Origin of the sequence: Anaerorhabdus furcosa (genome assembly GCF_900167375.1) — a bacterium.
GTDB classification, from domain to species: domain Bacteria; phylum Bacillota_I; class Bacilli_A; order Erysipelotrichales; family Erysipelotrichaceae; genus Anaerorhabdus; species Anaerorhabdus furcosa.
Genome location: NZ_FUWY01000004.1, coordinates 107,392 through 133,104, shown reverse-complemented (window position 1 = coordinate 133,104; position 25,713 = coordinate 107,392). Strand labels below are relative to the sequence as shown.

22 protein-coding genes are annotated in these 25,713 nt (G+C 30.5%); 21 read left to right on the top strand and 1 reads right to left on the bottom strand.

What is annotated here, in order from left to right; genetic code table 11:
- The first annotated feature begins 159 nt into the window (after window positions 1-159).
- From B5D14_RS07485 to B5D14_RS07390, 20 genes are all read left to right on the top strand, one after another.
- Complete coding sequence (locus B5D14_RS07485; RefSeq protein WP_200804778.1) at window positions 160-1,983, top strand: polysaccharide biosynthesis protein; 1,824 nt, start codon at window positions 160-162, stop codon at window positions 1,981-1,983.
- On the top strand, window positions 1,980-2,492 hold the full coding sequence (gene loaP / locus B5D14_RS07480; protein ID WP_078711981.1) for an antiterminator LoaP: 513 nt from the start codon (window positions 1,980-1,982) through the stop codon (window positions 2,490-2,492). The genes B5D14_RS07485 and loaP overlap by 4 nt, the downstream gene beginning before the upstream one ends.
- A 716-nt stretch (window positions 2,493-3,208) precedes the next feature.
- Window positions 3,209-3,823 carry a sugar transferase gene (locus tag B5D14_RS07475; RefSeq protein ID WP_078711980.1) on the top strand — a complete coding sequence of 205 codons (615 nt, stop codon included), beginning with the start codon at window positions 3,209-3,211 and terminating at the stop codon, window positions 3,821-3,823.
- 7 nt (window positions 3,824-3,830) lie between these two features.
- Window positions 3,831-4,658 (top strand): glycosyltransferase, encoded by an 828-nt coding sequence (locus B5D14_RS07470; protein WP_078711979.1) that lies wholly within the window; start codon window positions 3,831-3,833, stop codon window positions 4,656-4,658.
- Window positions 4,659-4,668: 10 nt separating this feature from the next.
- Window positions 4,669-5,598 (top strand): glycosyltransferase family 2 protein, encoded by a 930-nt coding sequence (locus tag B5D14_RS07465; protein ID WP_078711978.1) that lies wholly within the window; start codon window positions 4,669-4,671, stop codon window positions 5,596-5,598.
- A complete protein-coding gene (locus B5D14_RS07460; protein ID WP_078711977.1) occupies window positions 5,573-6,541 on the top strand; it encodes a glycosyltransferase family 2 protein in 969 nt (322 codons plus the stop codon). The genes B5D14_RS07465 and B5D14_RS07460 overlap by 26 nt, the downstream gene beginning before the upstream one ends.
- Before the next feature lies 1 nt (window position 6,542).
- A complete protein-coding gene (locus B5D14_RS07455) occupies window positions 6,543-7,676 on the top strand; it encodes a glycosyltransferase (RefSeq protein WP_078711976.1) in 1,134 nt (377 codons plus the stop codon).
- Window positions 7,677-7,709: 33 nt separating this feature from the next.
- Window positions 7,710-9,002, top strand: coding sequence for an O-antigen polymerase (locus B5D14_RS07450; RefSeq protein ID WP_078711975.1), 1,293 nt, complete (start codon window positions 7,710-7,712; stop codon window positions 9,000-9,002).
- 245 nt (window positions 9,003-9,247) lie between these two features.
- Complete coding sequence (locus tag B5D14_RS07445; RefSeq protein WP_078711974.1) at window positions 9,248-10,708, top strand: flippase; 1,461 nt, start codon at window positions 9,248-9,250, stop codon at window positions 10,706-10,708.
- Between the two features lie 1,171 nt (window positions 10,709-11,879).
- On the top strand, window positions 11,880-12,800 hold the full coding sequence (rfbD, locus tag B5D14_RS07440) for a dTDP-4-dehydrorhamnose reductase (protein ID WP_078711973.1): 921 nt from the start codon (window positions 11,880-11,882) through the stop codon (window positions 12,798-12,800).
- A gap of 873 nt (window positions 12,801-13,673) precedes the next feature.
- Entirely contained in the window at window positions 13,674-14,249 is a 576-nt protein-coding gene (rfbC, locus tag B5D14_RS07435) for a dTDP-4-dehydrorhamnose 3,5-epimerase (protein ID WP_078711972.1), read from the top strand.
- Between the two features lie 233 nt (window positions 14,250-14,482).
- Entirely contained in the window at window positions 14,483-15,667 is a 1,185-nt protein-coding gene (locus B5D14_RS07430; protein ID WP_078711971.1) for a nucleotide sugar dehydrogenase, read from the top strand.
- 14 nt (window positions 15,668-15,681) lie between these two features.
- Complete coding sequence (locus B5D14_RS07425; protein WP_078711970.1) at window positions 15,682-16,185, top strand: hypothetical protein; 504 nt, start codon at window positions 15,682-15,684, stop codon at window positions 16,183-16,185.
- Window positions 16,186-16,234: 49 nt separating this feature from the next.
- Complete coding sequence (gene pyrR / locus B5D14_RS07420; RefSeq protein WP_078711969.1) at window positions 16,235-16,744, top strand: bifunctional pyr operon transcriptional regulator/uracil phosphoribosyltransferase PyrR; 510 nt, start codon at window positions 16,235-16,237, stop codon at window positions 16,742-16,744.
- Window positions 16,745-16,950: 206 nt separating this feature from the next.
- The gene (locus B5D14_RS07415) at window positions 16,951-18,357 is read left to right on the top strand and encodes a family 4 glycosyl hydrolase (protein WP_078711968.1); all 1,407 of its coding nucleotides are present in this window, start codon (window positions 16,951-16,953) and stop codon (window positions 18,355-18,357) included.
- Window positions 18,358-18,372: 15 nt separating this feature from the next.
- Window positions 18,373-19,680, top strand: coding sequence for a PTS sugar transporter subunit IIC (locus tag B5D14_RS07410; protein ID WP_078711967.1), 1,308 nt, complete (start codon window positions 18,373-18,375; stop codon window positions 19,678-19,680).
- A complete protein-coding gene (locus B5D14_RS07405; RefSeq protein ID WP_078711966.1) occupies window positions 19,670-20,206 on the top strand; it encodes an RDD family protein in 537 nt (178 codons plus the stop codon). Before B5D14_RS07410 ends, B5D14_RS07405 begins: the two co-directional genes overlap by 11 nt.
- Window positions 20,207-20,210: 4 nt before the next feature.
- The gene (locus tag B5D14_RS07400) at window positions 20,211-20,936 is read left to right on the top strand and encodes a MurR/RpiR family transcriptional regulator (RefSeq protein ID WP_159443754.1); all 726 of its coding nucleotides are present in this window, start codon (window positions 20,211-20,213) and stop codon (window positions 20,934-20,936) included.
- Window positions 20,937-20,939: 3 nt separating this feature from the next.
- Entirely contained in the window at window positions 20,940-21,251 is a 312-nt protein-coding gene (locus tag B5D14_RS07395) for a PTS sugar transporter subunit IIB (protein WP_078711964.1), read from the top strand.
- Entirely contained in the window at window positions 21,241-21,543 is a 303-nt protein-coding gene (locus tag B5D14_RS07390) for a PTS sugar transporter subunit IIA (RefSeq protein WP_078711963.1), read from the top strand. Before B5D14_RS07395 ends, B5D14_RS07390 begins: the two co-directional genes overlap by 11 nt.
- 38 nt (window positions 21,544-21,581) lie before the next feature.
- On the opposite strand, the gene B5D14_RS07385 is transcribed toward B5D14_RS07390, so the two are convergent.
- Window positions 21,582-21,905, bottom strand: a complete 324-nt coding sequence (locus tag B5D14_RS07385) for a hypothetical protein (RefSeq protein WP_078711962.1) — start codon at window positions 21,903-21,905, stop codon at window positions 21,582-21,584.
- Window positions 21,906-22,111: 206 nt separating this feature from the next.
- Between B5D14_RS07385 and nifJ the strand changes: the two genes are divergently transcribed.
- The gene (nifJ, locus tag B5D14_RS07380) at window positions 22,112-25,630 is read left to right on the top strand and encodes a pyruvate:ferredoxin (flavodoxin) oxidoreductase (RefSeq protein WP_078711961.1); all 3,519 of its coding nucleotides are present in this window, start codon (window positions 22,112-22,114) and stop codon (window positions 25,628-25,630) included.
- The last annotated feature ends 83 nt before the right edge of the window (window positions 25,631-25,713 follow it).

Genomic DNA, 25,713 nt, shown 5'->3' with positions numbered 1-25,713 from the left:
ATTCTTTTATTTTACCTAAAGTATAGTAATGTAATAAAATGAAGAGTTAATGAAACAAACGCGATTTCATATCAATAAAACCATAATGCTAAAATGATATAATTTTATAGAAGAAAACACAGAACACAAAATCTGTTTTTTTTTAAGGGAGAGATTAGGGTGACAATACGCAAATTACGTGTAATCGCATTAATATGCTTAGATATGATTGTAATTACTCTTTCATATTTTTTAGCCTATGTATTAAGATTTGATTTTAAAATTATGAATCATTTGAACTATGCATATGCCATTTTTAAAGCATTACCTATTATTCTACTTATTCACCTTGCGTTATATCTTTCTTTAGGTGTTTTTCGAAGCCTTTGGAAATATGTAAGTATCGAAGAAGCCCTATTACTTACAATATCTACAGTAGTAGCAAATAGTTTGGCTTCAATGCTACTTATCATTGCACATTTTCCTTTAATACCAAGAGGAGTATATATCATTGCAACGATTTTGATTATCGTGGGAACCATTGGATCACGTGTCATTTATCGCTATTTACGAATACAAAGAAAATCTGCGAATAAGAATATTAAATCACTAATTATTGGTGCAGGTGATGGTGGTTATTTTCTACTAAGAGAAATTAATTCGAATCCTATGTATGAGAATAAAGTAATTGGATTTATTGATGATGATAGAGGTAAAATCGGAAGATTCATTAATGGTGTAAAAATATTAGGTACATGTGATGATATCGAAAGCATTGTGAATAATTATGAAGTCAAAACAATTTTCATTGCAATTCCTAGTGCTAAAAAAGAAGAATTAAGAAGAATTTTGAATGTTTGTCAAAAATCAAATGTGCGTGTAAGAATTATGAGCATCGCAGAAGTCAAAGAGTTTAATAAACCAGTGATTCGTGATGTATCTATTGAAGATTTACTTGGACGAGGAGAAATCCATCTTGAGCAAGATGAAATCAGTGATTATATCGAAAATAAAGTTGTTTGTGTAACAGGCGCAGGTGGTTCAATTGGATCAGAGTTATGTAGACAGTTATTAAAATTTAAGCCAAAACAATTAATCTGTTTTGATATCAATGAGAATTCTTTATATGACTTGCAGCAAGAAATTGAAATTGAAAGACGAAAAAACAAATATTATCTTGATACAGAGGTTATATTTCTAATCGGTTCTATACGAGATTTGAACCGATTAAACTATGTGTTTAATAAATACAATCCAAACGTACTATTTCATGCGGCAGCACACAAACATGTACCTCTAATGGAAGATTCACCACGAGAAGCGGTAAAAAATAATATTTTTGGGACATTGAATGTGGTGCAAGCTTGTATACAAAATAAAGTTGAAAAGATGGTACTTATCTCAACAGATAAAGCTGTCAATCCAACGAATGTCATGGGAGCTACTAAACGAATGTGTGAACTTATAATACAAGCTTATAGAAACAATGGCGTTACAAAACTTGGTGCAGTACGCTTTGGTAATGTTCTTGGTTCTAGTGGTTCAGTGATACCTCTATTTAAAAAACAAATTGAATCAGGGGGTCCAGTTACTGTAACAGACCCTGAAATAACAAGATACTTTATGACAATACCTGAAGCAACACAGCTTGTGCTTCAAGCAGGGGTATATGCTAATAAAGGAGATATCTTTGTGTTGGATATGGGAATTCCAGTTAAGATTTCAAAGCTTGCAGAAGATTTGATTCGCTTATCTGGATTAAGACCATATGAAGAAATTGAAGTTAAATATGTAGGACTTAGACCTGGTGAGAAGATGTATGAAGAATTATCGCTTGGTGAAGAAATTAGGCACAAAACAAAAAATGATTTGATTTTCATCAATGAGCCTATGGATATACAATTGGATGATTTGCTATCAAAGATCAATCAATTAGAGACGATTATGTATAAAGATTTGCCACTAGAAAAAATAAGACATGAACTTCTGGAGACAATCAAATGATGTGGTATATCATCTATGTAAGAGGTGGACAAGAAAACAAGATAAGTACATTTCTGAATGAACATCATTTGACATCTTTCATCCCTATGAAAGAAAAATATCATAAGAAGGATGGGAAATTACTGAAAGTTCATCAAATCTTGTTTTCAAATTATGTCTTCATTGAATCTGATAAAAATTACATAGAATTCACTGAAACATTTAATCAGATAAAAATCAAAAACAAAAACTTGATTAAACAACTACGCTATGATATTGAAGGAACACCACCTTTACGAGATGATGAAATTCAATTTCTTAAAAAACTTTTGGGATTAAACAAAATTGTCGAATCATCAATTGGGTTGATTGAGAATGATCAGGTAATCATCACGGATGGTCCTCTTATGGGATTTGAAAGTAGCATCGTATATATTAATCGTCACAAAAAAGAAGCAAAACTAGAAATTGATTTATTGGGATCAAAAAGAGAAGTTACAGTATCATTAGAAATATTAACAAAGACATAGTTTGTAAGTTATTAGTTGTTGAGGCACTATAACACAAATTAAAGATATAATTACATGCCTAGAGGTAGTCTGGGTTGGAAAATTGCGTCATTAATCAGTAGTAATTTACTAGATTGTACATCGGTTGTTAAAAAGTTGATATAAACAATAGAAAAATTTAATTAAGCAATACTATTACTTGTAATATAATTTGTTAAAAGAAAAGTTTAAATAAGTAATGTGAAAAAATGTTTCATTTTCTCCTCATAATATTTCGAATATTGAGATTAGTGAAGTAACAGATAATTTTCGTTGTAGCTGGATAACTTTAGGTTCAATGACAAAAATCCTTGTAATTACTAGAATTTGATTATGAAATAAGCCAATAACTCTCCGTTAAATTGAGTTTTTTTGTGTGGGTTGATAGAGTAATCAAGAAATTATATCTTATAAAAAGGATTCGGATCGAAGAAAATTTTCTAAATAGTGTCTTTTTTTGTAGTTGGAAATAGATGAAGGAAGATTAAGATAATGAAATTATTGGATAGGAATATATGTTAAATAATGGCCTTTGAATTAAATAATGCAAATGTTGAGGTTAGAGTTTATATAAGCCTACGCTCTATTACTAATGTATGTAATCTAGTTGATACTTTAATAAAGATTAAAATCGGATAATTTTTTGTAGAATATATCCTTGTCGTTATATAAAATCAGGAAAAAAGGAGGAGTTTGGTGTGTATATAAAATTTTTTAAAAGATTAATTGATATCATTCTTTCAGGAATTGGTTTGATTGTGTTAGCTGTACCGATGGGAATCATTGCTTTAATGATTAAGAAAGAAGATCATGGTCCAGTGCTATTTAAACAAAAGAGAGTTGGAAAAAATAAGAAGTTTTTTAATTTATATAAGTTCCGAAGCATGAAGGTGGATGCACCACATGATATACCAACACATATGTTGGAAAGTCCTAAACAGTACATATTAAAAGTGGGAACTTTTATTCGCAAGACGAGTATTGATGAACTTCCACAGATGTGGAATATTTTTAAGGGTGATATGTCTATTATTGGACCTAGACCAGCGTTATGGAATCAAGATGATTTGATTGCGGAAAGAGATAAATATGGAGCCAATAATATTCAGCCTGGACTTACGGGATGGGCTCAAATTAATGGACGTGATGAGTTAGAAATTTCAGAAAAAGCAAAGCTAGATGGAGATTATGTAAAAAAGCAAGGATTTATAATGGATTTACGCTGTTTCAGTGGCACTGTTCTTAAGGTTTTGAAAAGAGAAGGTGTAGTTGAAGGTGGAACTGGAGATACAAAAAAAGGCGAGAAAGGATAGAAAAATAATGGGAAATGCATTTTCTGTACTTATGTCAGTATATTATAAAGAAGATCCAAGTAATTTGGAATTAGCATTCCGAAGTATTTTGATAGAACAGACTCAAATACCAAATGAGTTTATTTTAGTTTGTGATGGAGCATTAAATGAAAAATTAGATGCTGTTATTGAAAAATACGAGAAAAAATTTTCTAATATTTTGAAGGTTTATAGACAGAAGAATAATCAAGGATTAGGAAAAGCATTAAACTTTGGACTAACTAAATGTAGATATGAACTAATCGCACGAGCTGATAGTGATGATATTTGTCAAAAAAATAGATTCGAAATTCAATTAATATTTATGTTACAACATCCTGAAATTTCAATTATTAGTTCATATATAGATGAGTTTAATACAGATTATACAAAACCGCAAAATATAAAAAAATTGCCATTAAAACATGCTGAGTTAGTTAACATGGCAAAGTTTAGAAATCCATTGAATCATATGGCAGTAATGTTTAGAAAAAGAGATATTATTGAGATTGGTTCATATCATAATCTTCCATATGTGGAAGATTATGAATTATGGGTCAGAGCAATAATTAATGGAAAAAAATTAGCTAATATTGATAGTGTATTAGTACATGCACGTGTTGGAAATTGTATGATAAAACGTCGTGGAAATAGAGAATACATAAAGAGTTGGAAAGTACTAAGTAGTTATATGTTGCATAATGGAATGATAAATAGATTTGAATATTATAGAAATATGATAGCAGTCAGAGGATTTATCTATATGTCAGTTGGATTGAAAGAGATTGTATATAAATTGATATTGAGAAAAGAATAGAGGTAATAATATGATTAAAGTATCAATTATAATATTAAATTATAATGGCTGGAAAGATACCATTGAGTGTTTAAATAGTTTAAGGAACACTCTGCAAAATGATGATATTCACTTAATTTTAATTGATAATGGTTCTACCAATGATTCAGTTAAAATTCTTCGAAAATGGATTTTAGAAAGTGACTATGAAGAATGTATATGTACGGAAAGTTTAAATGATTTGGAATCTAAAAAGGTCATCTTTTGTCAGTCATCTCAGAATTTTGGCTTTTCTGGTGGAAATAATTTAGGAATAGATATAGCGGAAAAACTAGGTACACTGTATATTTTAATGATAAATAATGATACTGTTCTTGAATCAAACTTTCTTGAACCTATGATTGATTTAATAGAGGATGATCGTTCGGTAGGAATGGTGGGTAGTAAAATTGTTGAATATTATAATAGAGAAAAATATACATTGGGTGGATATATTGATACAAGTAAATGCTCAGGATATCATTTTTATGATACTGAAAAGGCAAACAAGCAATCTGTATCATTTTTATCTGGTTGTATTTGGCTCATTCGATTGGAAGCAATTAAGAAGATTGGAAAGCTTGATGAAAGATTTTTTCTATATGTAGAAGATGTTGATTACTGTTATAGAATGAAAAATGAGGGGTATAAACTGACATGTACAAAGGAGTCAGTTATTTACCATAAAGAAAGCAGATCATCTGAATTTAAACCAGTGATAGCATACTATAATACGCGAAATCGTATGCTTTTTGCATCTAAACTGACAGAACCAACTGGGAAGAAATTATTATTTTACATGTATTTTTTTGCTTCAAGATTAATTAACATGCTTTTGAAACCAAAAAATATCAAATATTATTTAGCAGGATTTAGAGATTACTTTGGAGGCTGTTATGGAATGTATACAGAAAAGAAATAATTATATTTCTGTAATTGTACCTATGTATAATGTTGAGAAATATTTGGAGGAATGTGTTGATAGTATAGAAAAACAAACATATAAGAATATAGAAGTTATATTAGTAGATGATGGATCAGAGGATTCTACTTTTGAAGTTGCAAAATGTCTTGCAAAAAAGTATAAGAATATTGTTTTGTTGCAACAGGAAAATGGTGGTCAGGCGAAAGCTAGAAACACAGGTTTAATAAAGGCATCAGGTCAGTATATTTCTTTTGTTGATGCTGATGATTTTATTGATTCTAGAATGTTTGAAATAATGATTCAGGCATGCGAAAAACATAATTTGGATATTATGGAATGCTGCTATCAAGATGTTTTTATGAAAAAAAAAGTATTTGGAAATAAATATTTCTTGAGAATTGATGAACAGAAAATATATGATGGGAAAGAATTCTTTGAGTTTAAACCAAGTCTATCACCTTGCGATAAACTCTATAAACATTCCTATATGAAAAAAATTAATTTTAAATGCACTGAAGGACATTATGCTGAAGATGCTTATGACTCTTCGTATGCTATTTTAAGCGCAAAGAGAATAATGCATTCTAATACCATAGTATATTTTTATAGACGAGATAATTTGGGGTCAACAAGAAATAATCAAGATATTATTCGTAGAGTTAAACTTGGTGAAGACAAAATATATATTGCAAATAAGCTTGAAGAGCTACGGAAAGATATGGAGATTCATGGAGGATATTTAAGTAATATTATTGTAAGAAATATATTAGGAACTATTTTGTGTCCGTTTTGTTTAAAATCGAAATATTATCGGGGAAAAATAAGAAAATATTTTATCCAGTATAAAGTAAATCGATTGATTCGAAATAATTTATCTTTTTCAATAATATTTGATTTAACTTTGGTTGGTATTAGAAAATTGATTACTAAGGGAGATTAAAATGGAAAACTATTATTATATTGCTTTTGAATTTAGTTTAATTTCAGGCAAAGAGTACTCAAAATGCGAAAGCGGAATAAAGAAAAAAATTTATTGGCAGTATAAGACGTTTGAGAATGCACAATTAAAAATTAATTTCATTAATCCATATGAAAAAAAGCAAATACTTAAGCGACGAATTAGAAGAAGACTTCCTTTTTTTTGCTTTACAAAGTGGGATGAGCCAAAACTAAAAATTAAGACTATTAAGGGAATTTATATTAGAAAGCCATGGCATATGGATGGAGATTTGATTTTAAATCTAAAAAATATTCGAAAAAATAATCCTAAAGCTAGGATTGTACTAGAAATTCCGACTTATCCATATGACAAAGAAGGATATGCTTTGACAAATATTCCTTTAGTATTAAAAGACAAGTTTTGGAGAAGATATTTAAGAAAATATATTGATAGAATAGCAACATATTCAGATGATGATGTCATTTTTGAGATTCCAACAATACAAATATCAAATGCTGTGGATGCATATGATGTGAAAATCGCAAATATTAAAGAGTATAAATCAAGCGAAATAAATGTAATGTTATGTGCTACATTGTCTTATTGGCATGGTTATGATAGGGCTATTGAAGGCTTAAATGAATATTATAAGAATGGTGGAACAGTCAACTTCATATTACATATAGTTGGAGATGGAGAGGAGTATAACAAGTTGAAAAAAATGATTAATTCCTATGACTTAAATAACAATGTTATTTTACATGGAAAACTATTTGGCAAAAAATTGGATTTGGTATATGAACAATGTGATATTGGGTTTGATAGTATGGGGCGTCATCGTTCGGGTATTAGTTATAATAGTTCTTTAAAAGGAAAAGAATATGTTGCAAAAGGCTTACCTATTATTTCTGGAGTAAAAACAGAGTTAGATTATGATAAAACATATAAATATTATAAGAGAATTCCTGCAGATGATACACCTGTTGACTTTGAACAGGTACATAATTTTTGTGATGAAATCTATTGTGGAGAAAATACAGTTGATGTAAGAAGCGAGATTAGAAAATATGCAAATGATCATTTTACTTATGAAATAACAATGAAATCTGTTTTAGATTTTTTGAAAAATGAATAATTTATCAAAAACATTGCAAGGGGGTTATAACTTATGGGATTGTTAACCACAATTATATGTATAGGTTGTGCGGTATTTGCATTGATAGCTTATAAGAATATTATGAATCCCCAAGTACTTTTCTGTGGATTTATAGGAATAATTTCATTTTTGTCTTGTTTGAGACTTTTCGGATTATCACAAACAAGTGATTTTACATATATTCTGGTAATACTAGGTGTTGTTTTTTATTCTATTGGAGTATCTATTAGCCATAAATATACATTCAAGATAAATAACAAGAAATTAGATTTGTTAGGAACTAAGAGAAATATTGTAAATGATAAGTTTATTTTTGCTCTGGTTACAGTTTTGCTAATTTGGACTTTATATCGTTTTGTAACAATGGTTTTGCCAATGTTGCGTGGTGGTTATTCATTAGATATGATAAGAATGGTATATTTCGGTAATGATGTAGCAGGCTATTCTTATAATAGAATTGATACGATTGTTGAAATGTTTGTCAATTTACCATTTCTCTATGCACTCATTCCTATAGTATCAATAGAGTTAACTCATGGTAAGAAAGAAAAAGAGCTGAGAACTAGAACCATAGTAATAGCATTAGTCTGGATTGTGCTGTCATGTATTGTTTCGGGTGGGCGTGTGTTAATTTATAATTTATCAGTTGTCTTAGTAATGGCTTTTTTATCCCATCGATTTATAAAAAATAGTAATCGTGTTAAACTACGTAACAATAAACGTAATATTGTTATTTTAATTGTTTTAGCGTTCTTGGTGTATGTGATGTATCAATTATCAATAAATAGAACTGGTAGTGGAACATATGAATTCTTTTATCAGATATATGTTTATTTTTGTGGGTGTATGCCACATACTTCGTTGAGATTAGAAACTGTAAATTTTGATTACACATATGGAATGACTTTTATCTCAGGACTATTAAGACCGATTATGCTTGTTTTAAAATATTTGGGAAGTGGTCAATTTCCTGCTATTTATCAAAGAACAATTGATATTGGGGTCACGCTTCAAACCGCAGTAAAGATAAGTGAGGGGCATACATTTAATGCTTTTGTTCTTCCATTTTATTATTTTTATTTTGATGGTGGGGTGATAGCGGTTGTTATTGAATCATTTTTGTATGGGCTATTTTGTGGAACTGTATTCTTTAAAAGCGTGAGGGAATATAACAAAAAGAGGCTTGCAAAATATCTATTGATTATAATATATATTGCAACTAGTATGATAAGATTCAGTCCATCGCTTGTCTATTTTGCGTTTGCATATTTTTATATGAATTTTTGTTATAAGAGGGGAAAATAGATTGCTTACCCAATCAAATTACTGCAGTCTAGAGATTAGAAGTGAATAAGGAACTACAGTGAATGAAAAAATAACATCAAATACAGTAATATTTAGATACATGCTGAAATTGGTTATTTCGCTTTTGAGTAAAAAGAGATAATTATAGCATATTTGCGTTATTGGAATACTTTTTGGATTAAAGAATTTCTTCTATATACAATAGTATTCTAGTATAGCAATTTAGGAAGTATAAAGGTAATATCATGAAATCAAGTATTAAAAAAAATTACATATATAGTGTTTTATATCAAATACTGATTATAATTGTACCATTGATTACAGCTCCCTATTTGACCCGTGTAATGGGAGCAAAAAAATTAGGAATATATTCATATACCAATTCTGTTGCTTATTATTTCTACTTGTTTGCTATGCTAGGAATCTCTAACTATGGAAATAGATCTATTGCTAGCGTTAGAGATGATAAAAAAAAAATGAATACGGTATTCTCAGAACTAATAGTTATGCAGATATCTTTCGGTATTATAGTAGCGAGTATATATATTTTATACTTAATATATTTATATACGACAACTAGTATATATTTTATTCCATCAGTAATTTGGAGTCCATATGTTATTTCCGGACTTTTTGATATAAATTGGTTTTTTTGGGGAATCGAAAAATTTTCTATTACAGTATTTAGAAATGTTGTAATCAAGATACTAACCACTATAGGAATATTTTTATTTGTTCGTTCTCAAAATGATATAAATATATATATTGCACTGATTTCTGGAAGCTTTGTTTTGAGCGCAGTGGTTTTATGGACAAAATTACATCGATATGTATCGTTCAAATTACCACGAATCTCTTTGGTATATTCACATTTTAAGTCGAATTTTATACTTTTTATTCCAGTTATTGCAGTTAGTATCTATACAGTAATGGATAAAATAATGCTTGGTCAAATGTCTGGAATGCAAAACTTAGGTTTCTATGATAATGTACAAAAAATAATGACAATACCGACTGGATTGGTTACTGCATTGGGAATTGTTATGCTTCCAAGAATAGCGAATCTTGTAGCAAATGGTAAAAGAGATGAAGTAAATACTTACATTGATATGTCTATGCAGTTTTCTTCTTTTTTTTCAGTTGCTATTGCTTTTGGATTAGCAGCAATTGCACCAACATTTACGATTATTTATTTTGGAGGAGAATTTCAGGGAACCAGTTTTATGATGGAGCTTTTTTCAATCACGATAATATTTATTGCATGGGCAAATGTAATCCGCACACAATATCTTATACCGTGTGGTAAGGATAAGATATATATTTTATCTGTATGTGTCGGAGCTATAGTAAATTTAATTGTAAATTTAATTTTAATCCCTAGATTAAAAGATATTGGGGCAGTAGTTGGAACTATATTTGCTGAATTCGTTGTAGCATTCATACAAACTTGGGCAGTAAGGAAAGAACTACCGGTCTATATGTTTTTTAAGAATAGTATTATATTCATTATTCCTGGTTTTGCGATGTCAATATTTACGAGAGGTATTGGGAGGTATTTGGGAATAACATTAACATCACTAATTGTTCAAGTGATTTTCGGAATCATTGTGTATTGCGTGGGCATAGGAGTGTATTTGTTTAATTCTAATTCACTATTAGCTAATCGAGTAAAGATTACGTTGAATAAATATTTGAAAAGAAATTAAGAATGTATGAAGGAGGAAAAGAAAAATAGAGGATCTTATATTAAAATATTCTTAATTATTATGAATATTTTGCATCATATAATTACGAGAGAATCTATACTTTTAAGGTTACTGTAAGTGAATTGGTTTGATTTACTGCATATTATTTTTGAGTTTATCAATGCACTTCTATTGGGTGCTTTTATTTTTGATAATGCATATATTATTATTTTTCAGAATATTAATATATGCAGAGTATAAAATATGCTAATATTTTCGTATTTATTATGGGTATGCGTTTGATAGCCAATGTAATGATTGCTATAAATTGTAAATATTCGACATGTATGATTTTTATCTAAATATATTATAGATAACTATATTAACAAGTAGAAAAGTAAAATATTTTCTAATAAATAGTCGATAACTTACTTATTAATTTTTCAGAAGTAAATTGTATACTTGGCGTAATTATGATAATTTTAGAAAACCAAAATATTGCATGAAAATCATATATTTATAACAATCATTTGTTTATATAATTCTAAGTATTATTCAAGTACTTAGCTTCATTAATTTCCAACTCGAGAGAAATATTTTGAGCTAAGAAGAAAACCCCATATATATCACTAACTTCATGCCTGAATTAATTCTAATTATACAAATATCTATTCAAAAAATTTAAAAGAAAAAGTTATTGAATATCTGAATGAATCTATCATTTTAAAGATGGTTTATATATTTTTAGATTTATGATTGAAGCAATATTCAAAAGAGTTTTTGAAAAGACAGTCATTAAAATTTCTACAAAGTGGTTGTCGTGATAAGTGAGGGAAAGAGAATAGAATCATATGGTTTTTAAAGGTTAATTGTTATGACATTAAAGTATAACTAAATCATTAAGAAAATTAAATTATCTTAAAGCTATAAATTTAAGTTGTATATGCATTTATCTAATTATTAATAAGTTTTAATTATTTGTCATCATTTTATGTTTTTATTGACAAAAATTACATTACCTTAAATGTAAATGTTTTAGAATTACAAATATTACAAAATTATATTTTTGATTATAATATCTACTCAATTTCGATAAAATAAAAATAAATATGAGAGATAACAAAAAGTTACTATCAAAATATAGTTTAAAATGATTTTAAATAAATAATTTTTATATAAAAAGGAGGATAACATGAGTAAAAAAATATTTGTTACTGGTGCTTGTGGCCAAATAGGTGTAGATGTAGTAAATGAACTACTAAATAGAAAATATGAAGTAATTGCGACAGATTTATGTGAATTATGTGACTATGATTTATTAACTAAATTTAATGATGAAATAATGTATTTTCAATTAGATATTAAAAATGAAGACATTCTTAGGGATGTTATTAACAAAGTTACTCCAGATATAATTATTCATTGTGCTGCTTGGACTTCGGTTGATTTGGCAGAATTTGAAGAAAATCAAGAATTAGTTAGAAAGATAAATGTTGAAAGTACTAAAGTGTTAGCATCTTGCGCCAAAGATTTGGATATAAAAATAGTTTATATTAGCACTGATTATGTATTTGATGGAGAGGGTGTGGATCCATGGAAGCCAGATTGTAATAATTATAATCCTTTAAATTTCTATGGTTTAACTAAGTTATATGGAGAAATGAAAATAACTAATGCTCTTGAAAAATATTTTATTGTTAGAACATCGTGGGTTTTTGGGAAAAATGGTAAGAATTTTATTAAGACAATCCTTGAATTAAGCAAAGTGCATAATGAAATAAAAGTAATAAATGATCAAATCGGTTCACCTACTTATTCATTCGATCTTTCTCGTTTAATTGTTGATATGATTGAAACTGATAAATATGGATATTACCATATAACTAATGAGGGAGAGTATATAAGCTGGTATGAATTAGCAAAAGAAGTTTTTTTCCAAAAGGAAATTTCAACAAAAATTATACCTGTATCAACCGAACAGTATGGTGTTAATAAGGCTATTAGACCTTTGAATAGTAGATTAAATAAGGAGAAGATAATTGAAAATGGATTTAAACCTTTGCCAGTATGGAAGGATGCAGTCAGTCGATTCTTAAAGGAGTTAGAAGTGTAAAACAAATTAGCAAAAGTGAGCACGAAAAAAAGAACGAACCAAGTCGAGTATTTGAAAATAGCCTGAAAAAGAGTCACGCAGGGAGTTGAAGAGAAGAAATATCAACACCAAGAGACTTTAAATAGTCTAAAGCAATTTCAGGAGTTAAAACAGATTTTACAGGAGTAGGATTTTAAGAGGATCGTAATCAGAAGGATGAAAGTCTTCACCTGTTTGAATCATATGATAGATAGAAACAAGTAGCATTATGGCAGTTGCAACAAGTGCCTTCTTGTGACCACGACGTTTCTTGATACAATTGTATTTGATTCTGAAATAAGATTCTTGTTTAGATTTAATAGCAGTAATCGATGAGATACCAGGTAATTTGGTGATGTGGAAGAAAGAATCAAACAATATGATTGTCTAATTCTTTTCAACCAAGACTTAAGGTTAAGCAAGTCATAGTTTTGAGTAGAAAAGGATGATTGAAGATACTGTGCAATACCTGAGTTGTCGGTCGTTGCGATGATAGCGACAACAAGATTTTTGTGGACATCTATGCCACAACAAATGGGTCGAATCACTTTCATAAAAAACCCCTCCCTTAAAAAATGGAGGAGTGACATTGACTGCCATCTAGCGAACTTTATTCAATTGATAAAATCAATGATAAGTGTCCAGGCTCTGAGTCCTATTTATTTGTGCTTGTAAAGATGGCGGCGACTTATAATTATTCAGGATATTCAAGGTACAAATTACCTACTTTCCTTTTCGTTCTCTGTAGTTTATCACTCCTTACACGTATCATAATAAGGACTTTCTACAACTGCAAGATGAGATGAGTTTGGTGAACTATTTGAGACCACGTAAAGCGTGGTCATGGAGGAAAAAATGAAACAATTATCAATAGAAAAAAATCCTAATAATATTGAAGGTTTAATAGTAATAAAACCAAGAGTATTTTTAGATGAACGAGGCTATTTTTGTGAAACATATAATAAAAGTGTAATGTATAATCTTGGTGTTAATATTGATTTTGTTCAAGACAATGAAAGTTTATCAACTAAAGGTGTATTGAGAGGGTTACATTTTCAAAAAAAATTTTCGCAAGCAAAATTAGTAAGAGTAATCCAGGGTTCTGTATTTGATGTTGCTGTAGATATTAGAAGTGGAAGTCCGACTTATGGTAAATATTTTGGAATAGAGTTAACAAGTGAAAATCACTTTCAATTGTATATACCAAAGGGTTTTGCACATGGTTTTGTTGCTCTTTCTGATGAAGCGATATTTTCATATAAATGTACAGATTTTTATCATCCTGAAGATGAAGGTGGCTTATTGTGGAATGATGAAGAAATAGCTATAGATTGGCCAATAAGTATTATTGATGAAATTATAGTTAGTGAGAAAGATAAAAAACATCCTACTTTTAAAGAATTTAAAGAGGGAGATTTTAAATTTTTTTAATAAAATATCTTTATATACATTCTTATTAGTATTTAGTTGAGAATTATGTATAAAAATATGTTCGTAATAATTAATGAAAAAATAGTAATATAATATTGGAGTATATTCGCTAATTAAATTTACTTTATTATTATTTTGAGATATTTATAAAGCGAATACAATTATAATTAACTGTTGAAGATTATTTTTAAAATTATACACAGATTTTTATATCGATGGAAAGAGGTAATAATATGAATATTGTTATATCAGGCACAGGATATGTAGGATTATCAATTGCTACGTTATTATCACAAAATAATCAAGTAATAGCAGTAGATTTAATAGAGGATAAAGTGAATATGATTAATAAGAGAATCTCTCCAATTCAAGATGATGAAATTGAGAGATTTTTTAATGAAAAGAATTTAAATCTAATTGCTACATTAAATGCTACTGATGCATATAAAATGGCAGATTTTGTAGTTGTTGCTACACCAACAAATTATGATTCGCAAAAGAATTACTTTGATACATCTTCTGTTGAAAGTGTTATTGAGGATGTAACAAGGATTAATCCAAAGGCAATAATTATAATTAAATCTACAATTCCTGTTGGATATACAGAATGCATAAGAGAAAAAACAGGGAATAAAAATATATTATTTAGCCCAGAATTTCTTAGAGAAAGTAAAGCATTACATGATAATTTATATCCAAGCCGTATTATTGTTGGAACAGATTTAAATGATTCAAAACTTGTTGAAGCTGCGAAAATATTTGCCAATTTATTAAAAGAAGGTGCATTGAAAAAAGATATTGAAGTTCGCTATACGGGATTTACAGAAGCAGAGGCGATTAAATTATTTGCGAACACCTATTTGGCACTGAGAGTGTCATTTTTTAATGAGTTAGATACATATGCTGAGCTAAGAGAGTTGAATACTAGCCAAATAATCGAAGGGGTTTGCCTAGATCCAAGAATAGGAGAACATTATAATAATCCTTCATTTGGCTATGGAGGATATTGTTTACCTAAGGATACAAAACAACTACTTGCAAATTATGAAGATGTGCCACAAAATCTTATGTCTGCTATAGTTGATGCAAATCGGACACGCAAAGATCATATTGCAGATATGATCATTAGACGAAATCCAAAAATAGTTGGAATCTATCGATTAACAATGAAAATGGATTCAGATAATTTTAGGCAGTCTGCGATTCAAGGTGTAATGAAAAGAATTAAGGCTAAGGGTATTGAAATTGTATTATATGAGCCTGCTATGAATGAAGATTTCTTTTTTAACTCTAAAGTTATTAAGGATTTGAATGAATTCAAGCAAATATCTGATATAATTGTTGTAAATCGATTATCAGATGAAATTAAAGATGTTGAGGAAAAAGTATATACTAGAGATTTGTTTAGTAGAGACTGATTCTAGGAGGTAGTATGATTTACTTAATCTTGTTGATTCTTATTTTTCTAGGTTTACTAATCTTTGCATTTGTTTTTAAGAAGAATGTAAGAATTTTTGTGTCTGCAGCAATAGGTGTATCAATAATTATTGGAATGTTCACCTATATCAATTTAGATAAGATTCAAATTGAGTTATGTACTTTTTTTGGAAAAAACTGTGAACTTACCAAAGATAGAGAAGATGAAATTGTTGAAGATATTATGTCATATATGAGAGATGCAAGATATTTAAATACGATTAATTATATCAATGGATTAAGCAAGAAAGAACAAAGTTTATATCATGTTAATAATTTAAAGACATCTGCACTTAATTCTTATTTAGACTTAGTTTTGAATGAAGCTAAAGATATTGCTAATGATAAAGGGTATAAGGAAACAATTGACTTCTTAAAAGAGAAGTCTAATCTTTATGATGATAAATCAAAAATAGAAGATAAAATCAAAGAATATACTAACTTAATGAACGAGAAATAGTTAATTATTGAAACGAAATATGCTATGATATCCTTTGTGAGGAATAACTATGAAAGAAATTGTTGATGCTATAGGAATGTCTCGTTCCATTACAAGAATTGCGCATGAGATAATAGAAAAGAACAAAGGTACTGATAACATTGTACTTGTTGGTATTAAAACAAGAGGAGAGTTTTTAGCTAAGCGTTTAGCTGAGAAAATTAGTCTATTTGAAGAAACATCAGTTCCTTATGTAGGTATTGATATCAACTACTGGCGAGATGATGAAAAGAAAAAGGTAGGAGAGATACCTGCAATTGATGTTGATCTAAAGGGAAAAATCGTCATTATAGTAGATGATGTTCTTTTCTCTGGACGTACGATTCGTGCGGCGATGGATGGCATTATGAGCTATGCTCGTCCTGCTGAGATTCATTTAGCTGTCTTGGTGGATAGAGGTCATAGAGAATTACCGATTCGTGCTGATTATGTGGGAAAGAATTTACCAACATCTAAAAAAGAAATCGTTTCAGTTAAAATGGCGGAAGTTGATGAAGTAGATAGTATTTGTATTGAATAGTATAACTTGTAAAGTAGTAGTGTCTAAATAGATACTACTACTTTTTTTGTTTATTTAGTTTTATAGTGAAACATGTACCAACATATTGAAACAAAAACCTATCTCTGTTTCAGCTATTTATTTCCGAATTTTATCAACTAGAATGAAAGCATAGAAGACTGATCAATACATGCCGGTAAATTAGTTGAACAGAAAAAGGAGGAATTATGAAGAAGTACAATGTTGTTATTTGTGGGGGTGGTAGTACCTATACACCAGATATGATGGAATTACTTGTCATGTTACAAAAACCATTTCCATTGAATAAAGTGGTTTTATACGATATTGATGCTGAGCGTCAATCGATAGTAGGGGAATTTGGGAAAGTTCTTTTTAAAGAATATTATCCAGAGGTTGAATTCTACTATACTACAGATAAAAAGGAAGCATTTGAAGGAATGGATTTCGTCTTTGTACAAATTCGTGCAGGGGGCTTGGAACAAAGAAAGAACGATGAGAAAATTCCATATAAATATGGAAGAATCGGACAAGAAACATGTGGTGCAGGTGGATTATCTTATGGAGTACGAAGTGTAGTACAAATGATAGAGCTTATTAAGGATGTTAGAGAATATGCAAAAGATGCATGGATCATCAATTATTCAAATCCTGCTGCAATTGTAGCTGAAGCATGTAAAAAAGTTTTCCCTAATGATAAGAAAATCGTAAATATATGTGATATGCCTACGGATGTAATTGGACGTTACTTACCATTGATAGGTAAAAAACGTAGTGAAGTAGATTGCATTTATTTTGGATTAAATCATTTTGGTTGGTTTACAGCAGTATTAGATAAGAAGACAGGCGAAGATTTGTTACCAGGATTGCTTGAGTATATTGTAGAACATTATGAGGAACTACGTGCACAAGCAAAAGAAAGAATAAGAAATGATGATGATCATTGGGGTATTGTATTCTACAATCATCTAAAAATGATTAAGGATTTCCCTTATTCATTACCTAATACCTATAACTTGTATTATGTATATCCAAAGCTTTCATATTCACACTATTCATTAAACCGTACACGATATGATGAAGTTATTGAGGGTAGAGAAGCGAGTGTTTTTGGATTTTGTAAGAATGTAGCTCGTCTTGGTAAAATGAAAGGTACTGAATTTGATATAACAAATAAAATAAGTCCTTACACAGAATTTACAGGAGAGATGCATTCAGAAACGGTTTACTCCGATAACGATGTACATGCAGCATATTTAGTTGAATTGGTATTATCAATAATCAACAATAAAAAAGAGTTGGCATTAGTTATGATTGAAAATAATGGGATTGTAGAGAATTTAGATCCAGGCATGATGTTAGAAGCTACATCCATCATTGGGAAAGAACAAATACTTCCATTAAAGCATGGAACAGTAGGACAATTTGAAAAAGGATTATTGGAAAATCAATATGCTTGTGAGAGTTTATTGGTAGAAGCTATTTTAGAAAATAACTATCAAAAATTACTTCAAGCATTTACAGAGAATAGATTAGTTGGGGATGCTGAAGTTGCAAAAGCAATGATTGAAGATTTCAAAGAAGCAAATGGTGATTATTGGCCAGAGTTCAAATAGAAGGGGGTATAAATTATGAACAAATTCTTTGATAAAATAGAAAATAAATTACTACCATTAGTAGAGATTGTACAATCGAATAAGTATTTATCAGCCATACAATATGGAATGATGTGTATGATGCCATTAATGATGGTGGGTGCTTTCTGTTGTGTTATCAGTGATTTTCCACTAGAAGCATATCAAACATTTATGGCAGGTGTTTTTGGTCAAGAATTATGGGCAAATTGGAACTGGGGATACATCAATGTTGCAACAATGGGAATTAGTTCAATTGCAGCAATTATTGGTACAACCTATGAATTAGCTAGAAAAGACAAAGTAAATCCTATTCCTGCTGTTATCGTAGCACTGATGAGTTTTTTCTTAGTCATGGCATTTACATCGGATGGAAGTGGTTTCTTATTTTCTGAGTTTAGCGCAAGAAATTTATTTCTAGCTTTAATTATTTCGATAGGAACAGAAGCAATTTATAATTTTTGTATTAAGAAGAACATCACAATTAAGATGCCAGAATCAGTACCTGCATTTGTATCACAACAATTTACTGCAGTAATACCTGCTGCTATCTGTTGTGTTCTCTTCTTGATAATTCGTGTAGTTGCATCAAATTCAAATTTTGGAACAGTATCAAATATTATCTATACAATATTACAAGCACCTCTAACAAATTTGGGAACATCATTTGTGGGAACAATTGTTTGTACAATTCTTAATTCATTGATTTGGATGTTTGGAATTCATGGAACAAATGTAATTCAAACAGTTTGGACTCCATTATGGCAAGCTGCTCGTGATGCTAATTTACAAGTCTATATTCAAAATGCTGCGGCAATTAGACCGTATATAGTAACAGATGCTTTTGGAGATATGGTTATATTTTTAACAGGTACGGGATTGACACTACCACTTGTAATTGAAATGATCTTTATGTGCAAATCTGCACGCATTAAAGCGGTAGGGAAGACAGCTTTAATACCAGGAATATTTAATGTTAATGAACCAGTTATCTTCGGTTTACCAATCGTATTGAATCCAGTGATGTTAATACCATTCGTATTATCACCTGTTATATGTGTTTCGCTTGCGTATGCAGCGATGAATTTTGGCTTTGTTCCTCGTCCCACAGGAACCCCTGTACCATGGACTTTACCAGCACCGTTTGGTGGTTGGATGATGACGGGAAGTTGGACAGGAGGACTTTTACAAATTGTACTACTTCTAATATCGGGTCTTATTTATTATCCTTTCATTAAAGCGTTGGATAAAAAATATAAGGAAGAAGAAAACGCTAAAATGAATGAGCGTATAGATGAAAAGTAATTTGAAAATTCTTTTTAAACGACTGGGAGCATACGCAGTAGATTGGTATCTTTACGCAGTAGTATTAATTAGCTTCAATACTATTTATTCAACAATGAATGGAATTGAGCCAACTTATTACATGACGCTTGAGATTTATGATAAACAGAATTTATATGTCGTCATGGCACTCATGTTCATGATTCATTTCCTTGTTTTTGTTGTTTTATGTAAATTACTAAAGGGACAAACAATTGGAAAGAAATTATTTCATCTAAGAATTGTTTCTAAAAATGATCAACCAGTAAGAAGTGTTCAATTACTGTTACGAGAATTTCTTGGAATCATTCTTATTGAAGGGTATTTTTCGCCGATAAGTAGTTATTTTAGAACATTTCTTGCAATTCAATTTGGTGATATTATAGAATTACAATGGATGTGGTACATGATGGCTTTAGTTTCAATTGTAATTGCAAGATTTATAAAGAATAATAGAATGATTCATGATTTGGTTGCAAATACTAAAGTTATTCAAACCACTAGGTGATGATATGAACATAAATGAAATATTGAAACAATCAAATTTTGATAATGATGAGAAAAACATTATTACTGTTCTTGGTAAACAAATTGAGAATGGGAATACGAATATAACTGTTCGTGAATTATCCAAACTAACATATTGTTCGCCATCTAAAATAGTTCGATTCGCAAAGAAAATAGGTTTTTATGGTTACAGTGATATGCTCTTTTCATTTCGAAAACAACGAGATGAAATCGTTGAGTTGAAGTTCAAAGATAGTTTGGAAACAGTAGTTATTTTAGAAAATAGTTTAAAGGTTATTGATCAATTGATTCAAGACATAACTTCTAAAAACTATAAGACAATTTACCTGCAAGGCTTGTGTTTTTCAAATTATGTATGCGAATATTTTAGAGATAAGTTGATTGGATTAGGTATATTTGCAGCGTGTTTAAATCCTTCTGATGTACATCGAAGTGATGAAAATTATATTCTTCTTGTTGTGAGTAATTCTGGTGAAACAGAAGATATTATAAAAATAGTAAAATCATGTAAAAATGACAATTGTCTCATCTATGCAATCACATCACAAGAAAAGAGTAAATTATCGAAGTTAGTTCAAAATTCGATTGTTATAACACAAAAAAATGAATTGAAGATAAATCAACAGGGTAGTTATTTTACTGGGAATGCAATCGTATTAACAGAGAAAATTACTGAAATAATAAGTGATTTTAAAAAGATAGGAGATTGAATTATGTTAAATGTACTTCTAATCTGTTCGATGGGTGCTTCTACAGGAGCATTGTGCGAAAAGATTAAAAAAGCTGCGGATCAACAAAATTATGATATCAATATTTGGGCCACATCATTAGCTACAGCAAATGATGAAATAGAAAAATCGGATATAATTTTATTGGGACCACAAATCAGATATATGCTGAAAAAAATAGTTGAGGCAGCTGATGGTCGTCCAGTTGAAGCAATAGATATGGCAACTTATGGCATGATGGATGGTGAAGCAGTATTTAATAAAGTAAAGGAAATGGCATTAAATAATGAGAAATAAATCACAATATGAGTCAATTTGTTTTGAAATAATATCTGCAGCTGGTTCTGCTAAGAGTAGTTATTTGGAAGCAATTGAGGCGGCAAAAGAAGGTAATTCCTTTGAAGAGTTAATTCATGAGGGCAATATCACATTTACGAATGCAGCTCGCTCTCATGCAAAAGCATTACAATTAGAGGCGGAAGAGCAATTGGATTTTGGTTTATTACTTATTCATGCGGAAACGATTCTAAGCTCTGCAGAAACAATTAAAGATTTATCGATGACGATGATTGAACTAATAAACAAATGAAACATAAGAAAGGATAATCGAGAGATTATCCTTTCTTGTTATAATAATTGTTTAATTTCATTTTTGGTAAAGTACATCGTTAAAGCATCTTCAATTTCTGTTTCTGGGTAATTTAGTTTTTTCATGAGGATGATTGTTGCGACAACTTTTTCTTTTCCACCAACTAGGTAGGAGAATTCAATACTTGCTTTTAGTGTGTCTAGAGGTGGAAATCCTGCTGCTGAAAATGCTTCAACTACATCTTCGAAAGAACTGGTTTTACCATTTTGATCTTGTGCGATAGCTCCAGCACAGTCAACTGATGAACTTCCTTTTTGTCGATAAGGATTTGTAAAATTATCAAAAATTGCGAACTTGTCCATAGGTAACCTCCTTTTCTATAGTATACCAATTATTAAGCTTTATAAGGCAAAAGAAGGGATTAGTTAGAAAATTCTATTAATTTTTAATATGTTATTCCATATTTGTTTTGAAATCTCAAATTTTATGAAAAAATGTCGATGATAAACTTTTAAAACGTTTTCATTTGTTCTATAATGATAATGTTTAAACAACTAGGAGGTTTATGATGAGTAAGACATCAAAAAAAGTATTCCAATCAATGGATGGAAATACTGCTACAGGACATATTGCTTATGCATTTAGTGAAGTAGCTGGTATCTATCCAATTACTCCTTCTTCGCCAATGGCTGAAGTAGTTGACGCTTGGGCATCACAAGGTCGTAAAAACATTTTTGATACAACTGTTAAAGTTGTAGAGATGCAATCAGAAGGTGGAGCAGCTGGAGCAGTTCACGGAGCATTACAAGGTGGTGCTTTAGCAACTACATTTACAGCTTCACAAGGATTATTGTTAATGATTCCTAACCTTTACAAAATGGCTGGGGAACTTTTACCTGGAGTTATTCACGTAGCAGCTCGTGCTTTAGCTGGTCGTGCTTTAAACATCTTTGGTGACCATGAAGACATTTATGCATGTCGTCAAACAGGTGTACCTATGATTTGTTCACATTCTGTTCAAGAATGTATGGATTTAGCTGGAGTTGCTCATTTAAGTGCAATCGATGCTTCAGTTCCATTTATCCATTTCTTTGATGGATTTAGAACATCTCATGAAATTCAAAAGATTGAAGTTATGGATTATGACTATCTAAAGAGTCTAACAGATATGAAAAAGGTTGAAGCATTCAAGAAGAGTGCACTAAACCCTCACACTAACCCAGTAGTTCGTGGTGGTGCTGAAAATGATGATATTTTCTTCCAAGGAAGAGAAGCTCAAAACGAACATTATGGCAAAGTAGCAGATGTAGTTGCTAAATATATGAAGGAAATCAGTGCTCATACAGGGCGTGAATATGCTCCTTTCACATATTATGGTGCTAAAAATGCTGACCGCGTGATTATTGCTATGGGTTCAGTAACTGAAACAATTAAAGAAACAATTGATGCTTTAATTGAAAAAGGTGAAAAAGTAGGTCTAGTTAAAGTTCATTTATACCGTCCTTTCGCTAGTAACTATTTAACAAAAGTACTTCCTAAGACAGTGAAGAAAATTGCTGTATTGGATCGTACAAAAGAAATGGGTTCTCGTGAACCATTATACTTAGATGTTCTTAATGCTCTTAAGGATAATAAGAAACTTGTTATTACAGGTGGACGTTATGGTATGGGATCTAAAGATACTAATCCTAGCCACATCAAAGCAGTATATGATGATTTAAAGAAACCTAAATCAAAAGATGAATTTACAATTGGTATTGAAGATGATGTAACTAAATTATCACTAAAACCAGCTACATTAAATATCAAACCTGATTATACTTCATGTTTATTCTATGGTCTTGGATCAGATGGTACAGTATCAGCAAACAAAAATGCAATTAAGATTATCGGGGATAACACTGATTTATATTCTCAAGCATATTTTGCATACGATTCTAAGAAAGCTGGAGGAGTTACTCGTTCTCACTTAAGATTCGGTCCTACTCCAATCCGTTCTACTTACTATGTAAATAGTGCTGACTTCGTATCTTGTTCATTAGATGCTTATGTATTTAAATATGATATGGTTAGAAGCCTTAAAAAAGGTGGAACATTCCTATTAAATACAACATTTGATGCAAAAGAACTTGAAAAACATTTACCAAACCGTATGTTAAGAGACTTAGCTGAAAAGAAAGCTAAATTCTATATTATTGATGCAACTAAGATTGCTCAAGAAATTGGTATGGGTCGTCGTACAAATACAATCCTACAATCTGCATTCTTTGCGTTAAATGAACAAATCATGCCTTATGCAGAAGCAGTTGGTTATATGAAAACTGCTGCTAAAAAGTCTTACTCTAAAAAGGGTGATGAAGTTGTTCAATTAAACTACAAAGCAATTGATGCTGGTAAAGATGGATTAGTTGAAATTCCTGTTAAGAAGGAATGGTTAAACCTTAAAGTTAATGACAAAGCTAAGAACACTAAAGATAAATACTTTGATGAACATGTTGCTGTGATTAACGCATTGGGTGGATATGATTTACCAGTAAGTGCATTTACTAAATACAACTTACTTGATGGTTCTATCCGTAATAACGTTTCATTAAAAGAAAAACGTACAATTGCTACTCAAGTTCCTACATGGGATCCAAATAACTGTATCCAATGTGGATTCTGTAGTTATGTTTGTCCTCATGGAACAATCCGTACATTTATCTTAAGTGAAGAAGAAGTTAAAGATGCACCAATGCCTTTCAAGACAATTCCTGCTATGGGTAAAGATCTTGAAAAGATGCAATATCGTGTACAAGTATCTCCTGCAAACTGTGTAGGTTGTGGACTTTGTGTTACTGAGTGTCCAGGTAAAGCTGGTAACAAAGCTCTTGCTATGGCTGATGTAAATACTAAGCTTGATCAAGAACCTCTTGCAGATTACCTATACAATGAAGTTGAATACAAAACTCAATTCTTCCCAACTACAACAGTAAAAGGTTCTCAATTCCTAAGACCTTACTTTGAAGTATCTGGGGCATGTCCTGGATGTGGAGAAACTCCATACTATAAATTAGTATCACAATTATTTGGTCGTGATATGTTAGTAGCTAATGCTACTGGATGTTCAATGATTTACTGTTCATCAACTCCATCTTCTCCATTTGTTAATGACAAAAACGGTGAAGGTGTTGCTTGGGGAAATAGCTTATTCGAAGACAATGCTGAATATGGTTTCGGTATGGCTATCGCTCAAAATGTTAAAGAATCAAGAATTCTTGAATTAATGGAAACAAACTTAGATAAAGTTGAAGCTCCATTAAAGAAAGCATTTGAAACATACATCGCAGCTGATGGTGATCGTGAGATCCAACGTACAGTTGTAAAAGACATCATTGCTGGTGTTAAGATGAGTAAATGTAAAGAAGTGAAAGAACTTCTTAAACTTGAAAGAGATCTTGTTGGTAAATCAGTATGGATCATCGGTGGAGATGGATGGGCTTATGACATCGGTTACGGTGGATTAGACCATGTACTTGCTAATGACTTAAATGTAAATGTTCTAGTACTTGATACAGAAGTTTACTCAAATACTGGTGGACAATCTTCTAAAGCTTCTCAAGCAGCTTCTATTGCTAAGTTTGCAGCTGGTGGTAAACCAACAGCTAAGAAAGACTTAGGGCAAATTGCAATGGCTTATGGTCATGTATACGTAGCTCAAATTGCTATGGGTGCGGATAAGAACCAAACATTAAAAGCAATTAAAGAAGCAGAAAGCTATAAAGGACCATCATTAATTATTGCTTACTCTCCATGTGTTGAACATGGTATCAAAGGTGGATTATCTAATCACCAAAGAACACAAGCTAAAGCAGTTGAATGTGGATATTTAGCACTATATCGTTTCGATCCTCGTAACGAAAAACCGCTTACAATCGATTCTAAAGAACCTCAATGGGATAAATTCCAAGAATTCTTAATGAACGAAACTCGTTATAGCCAATTAACTAAGTTAAAAGGTGATGACTTAGCTCAAAAGATGTTCGATAAAACAAAAGCAGACGCTCAAAAACGTTATGCTGAACTAGTTAAAAAACTAGAAGACTAGTGTTTACTAAAAGCTACCATTCGTGGTAGCTTTTTACTTTTATAGGTAGTATCAGTATGTTAGAATAAATACAAGAGGTGATA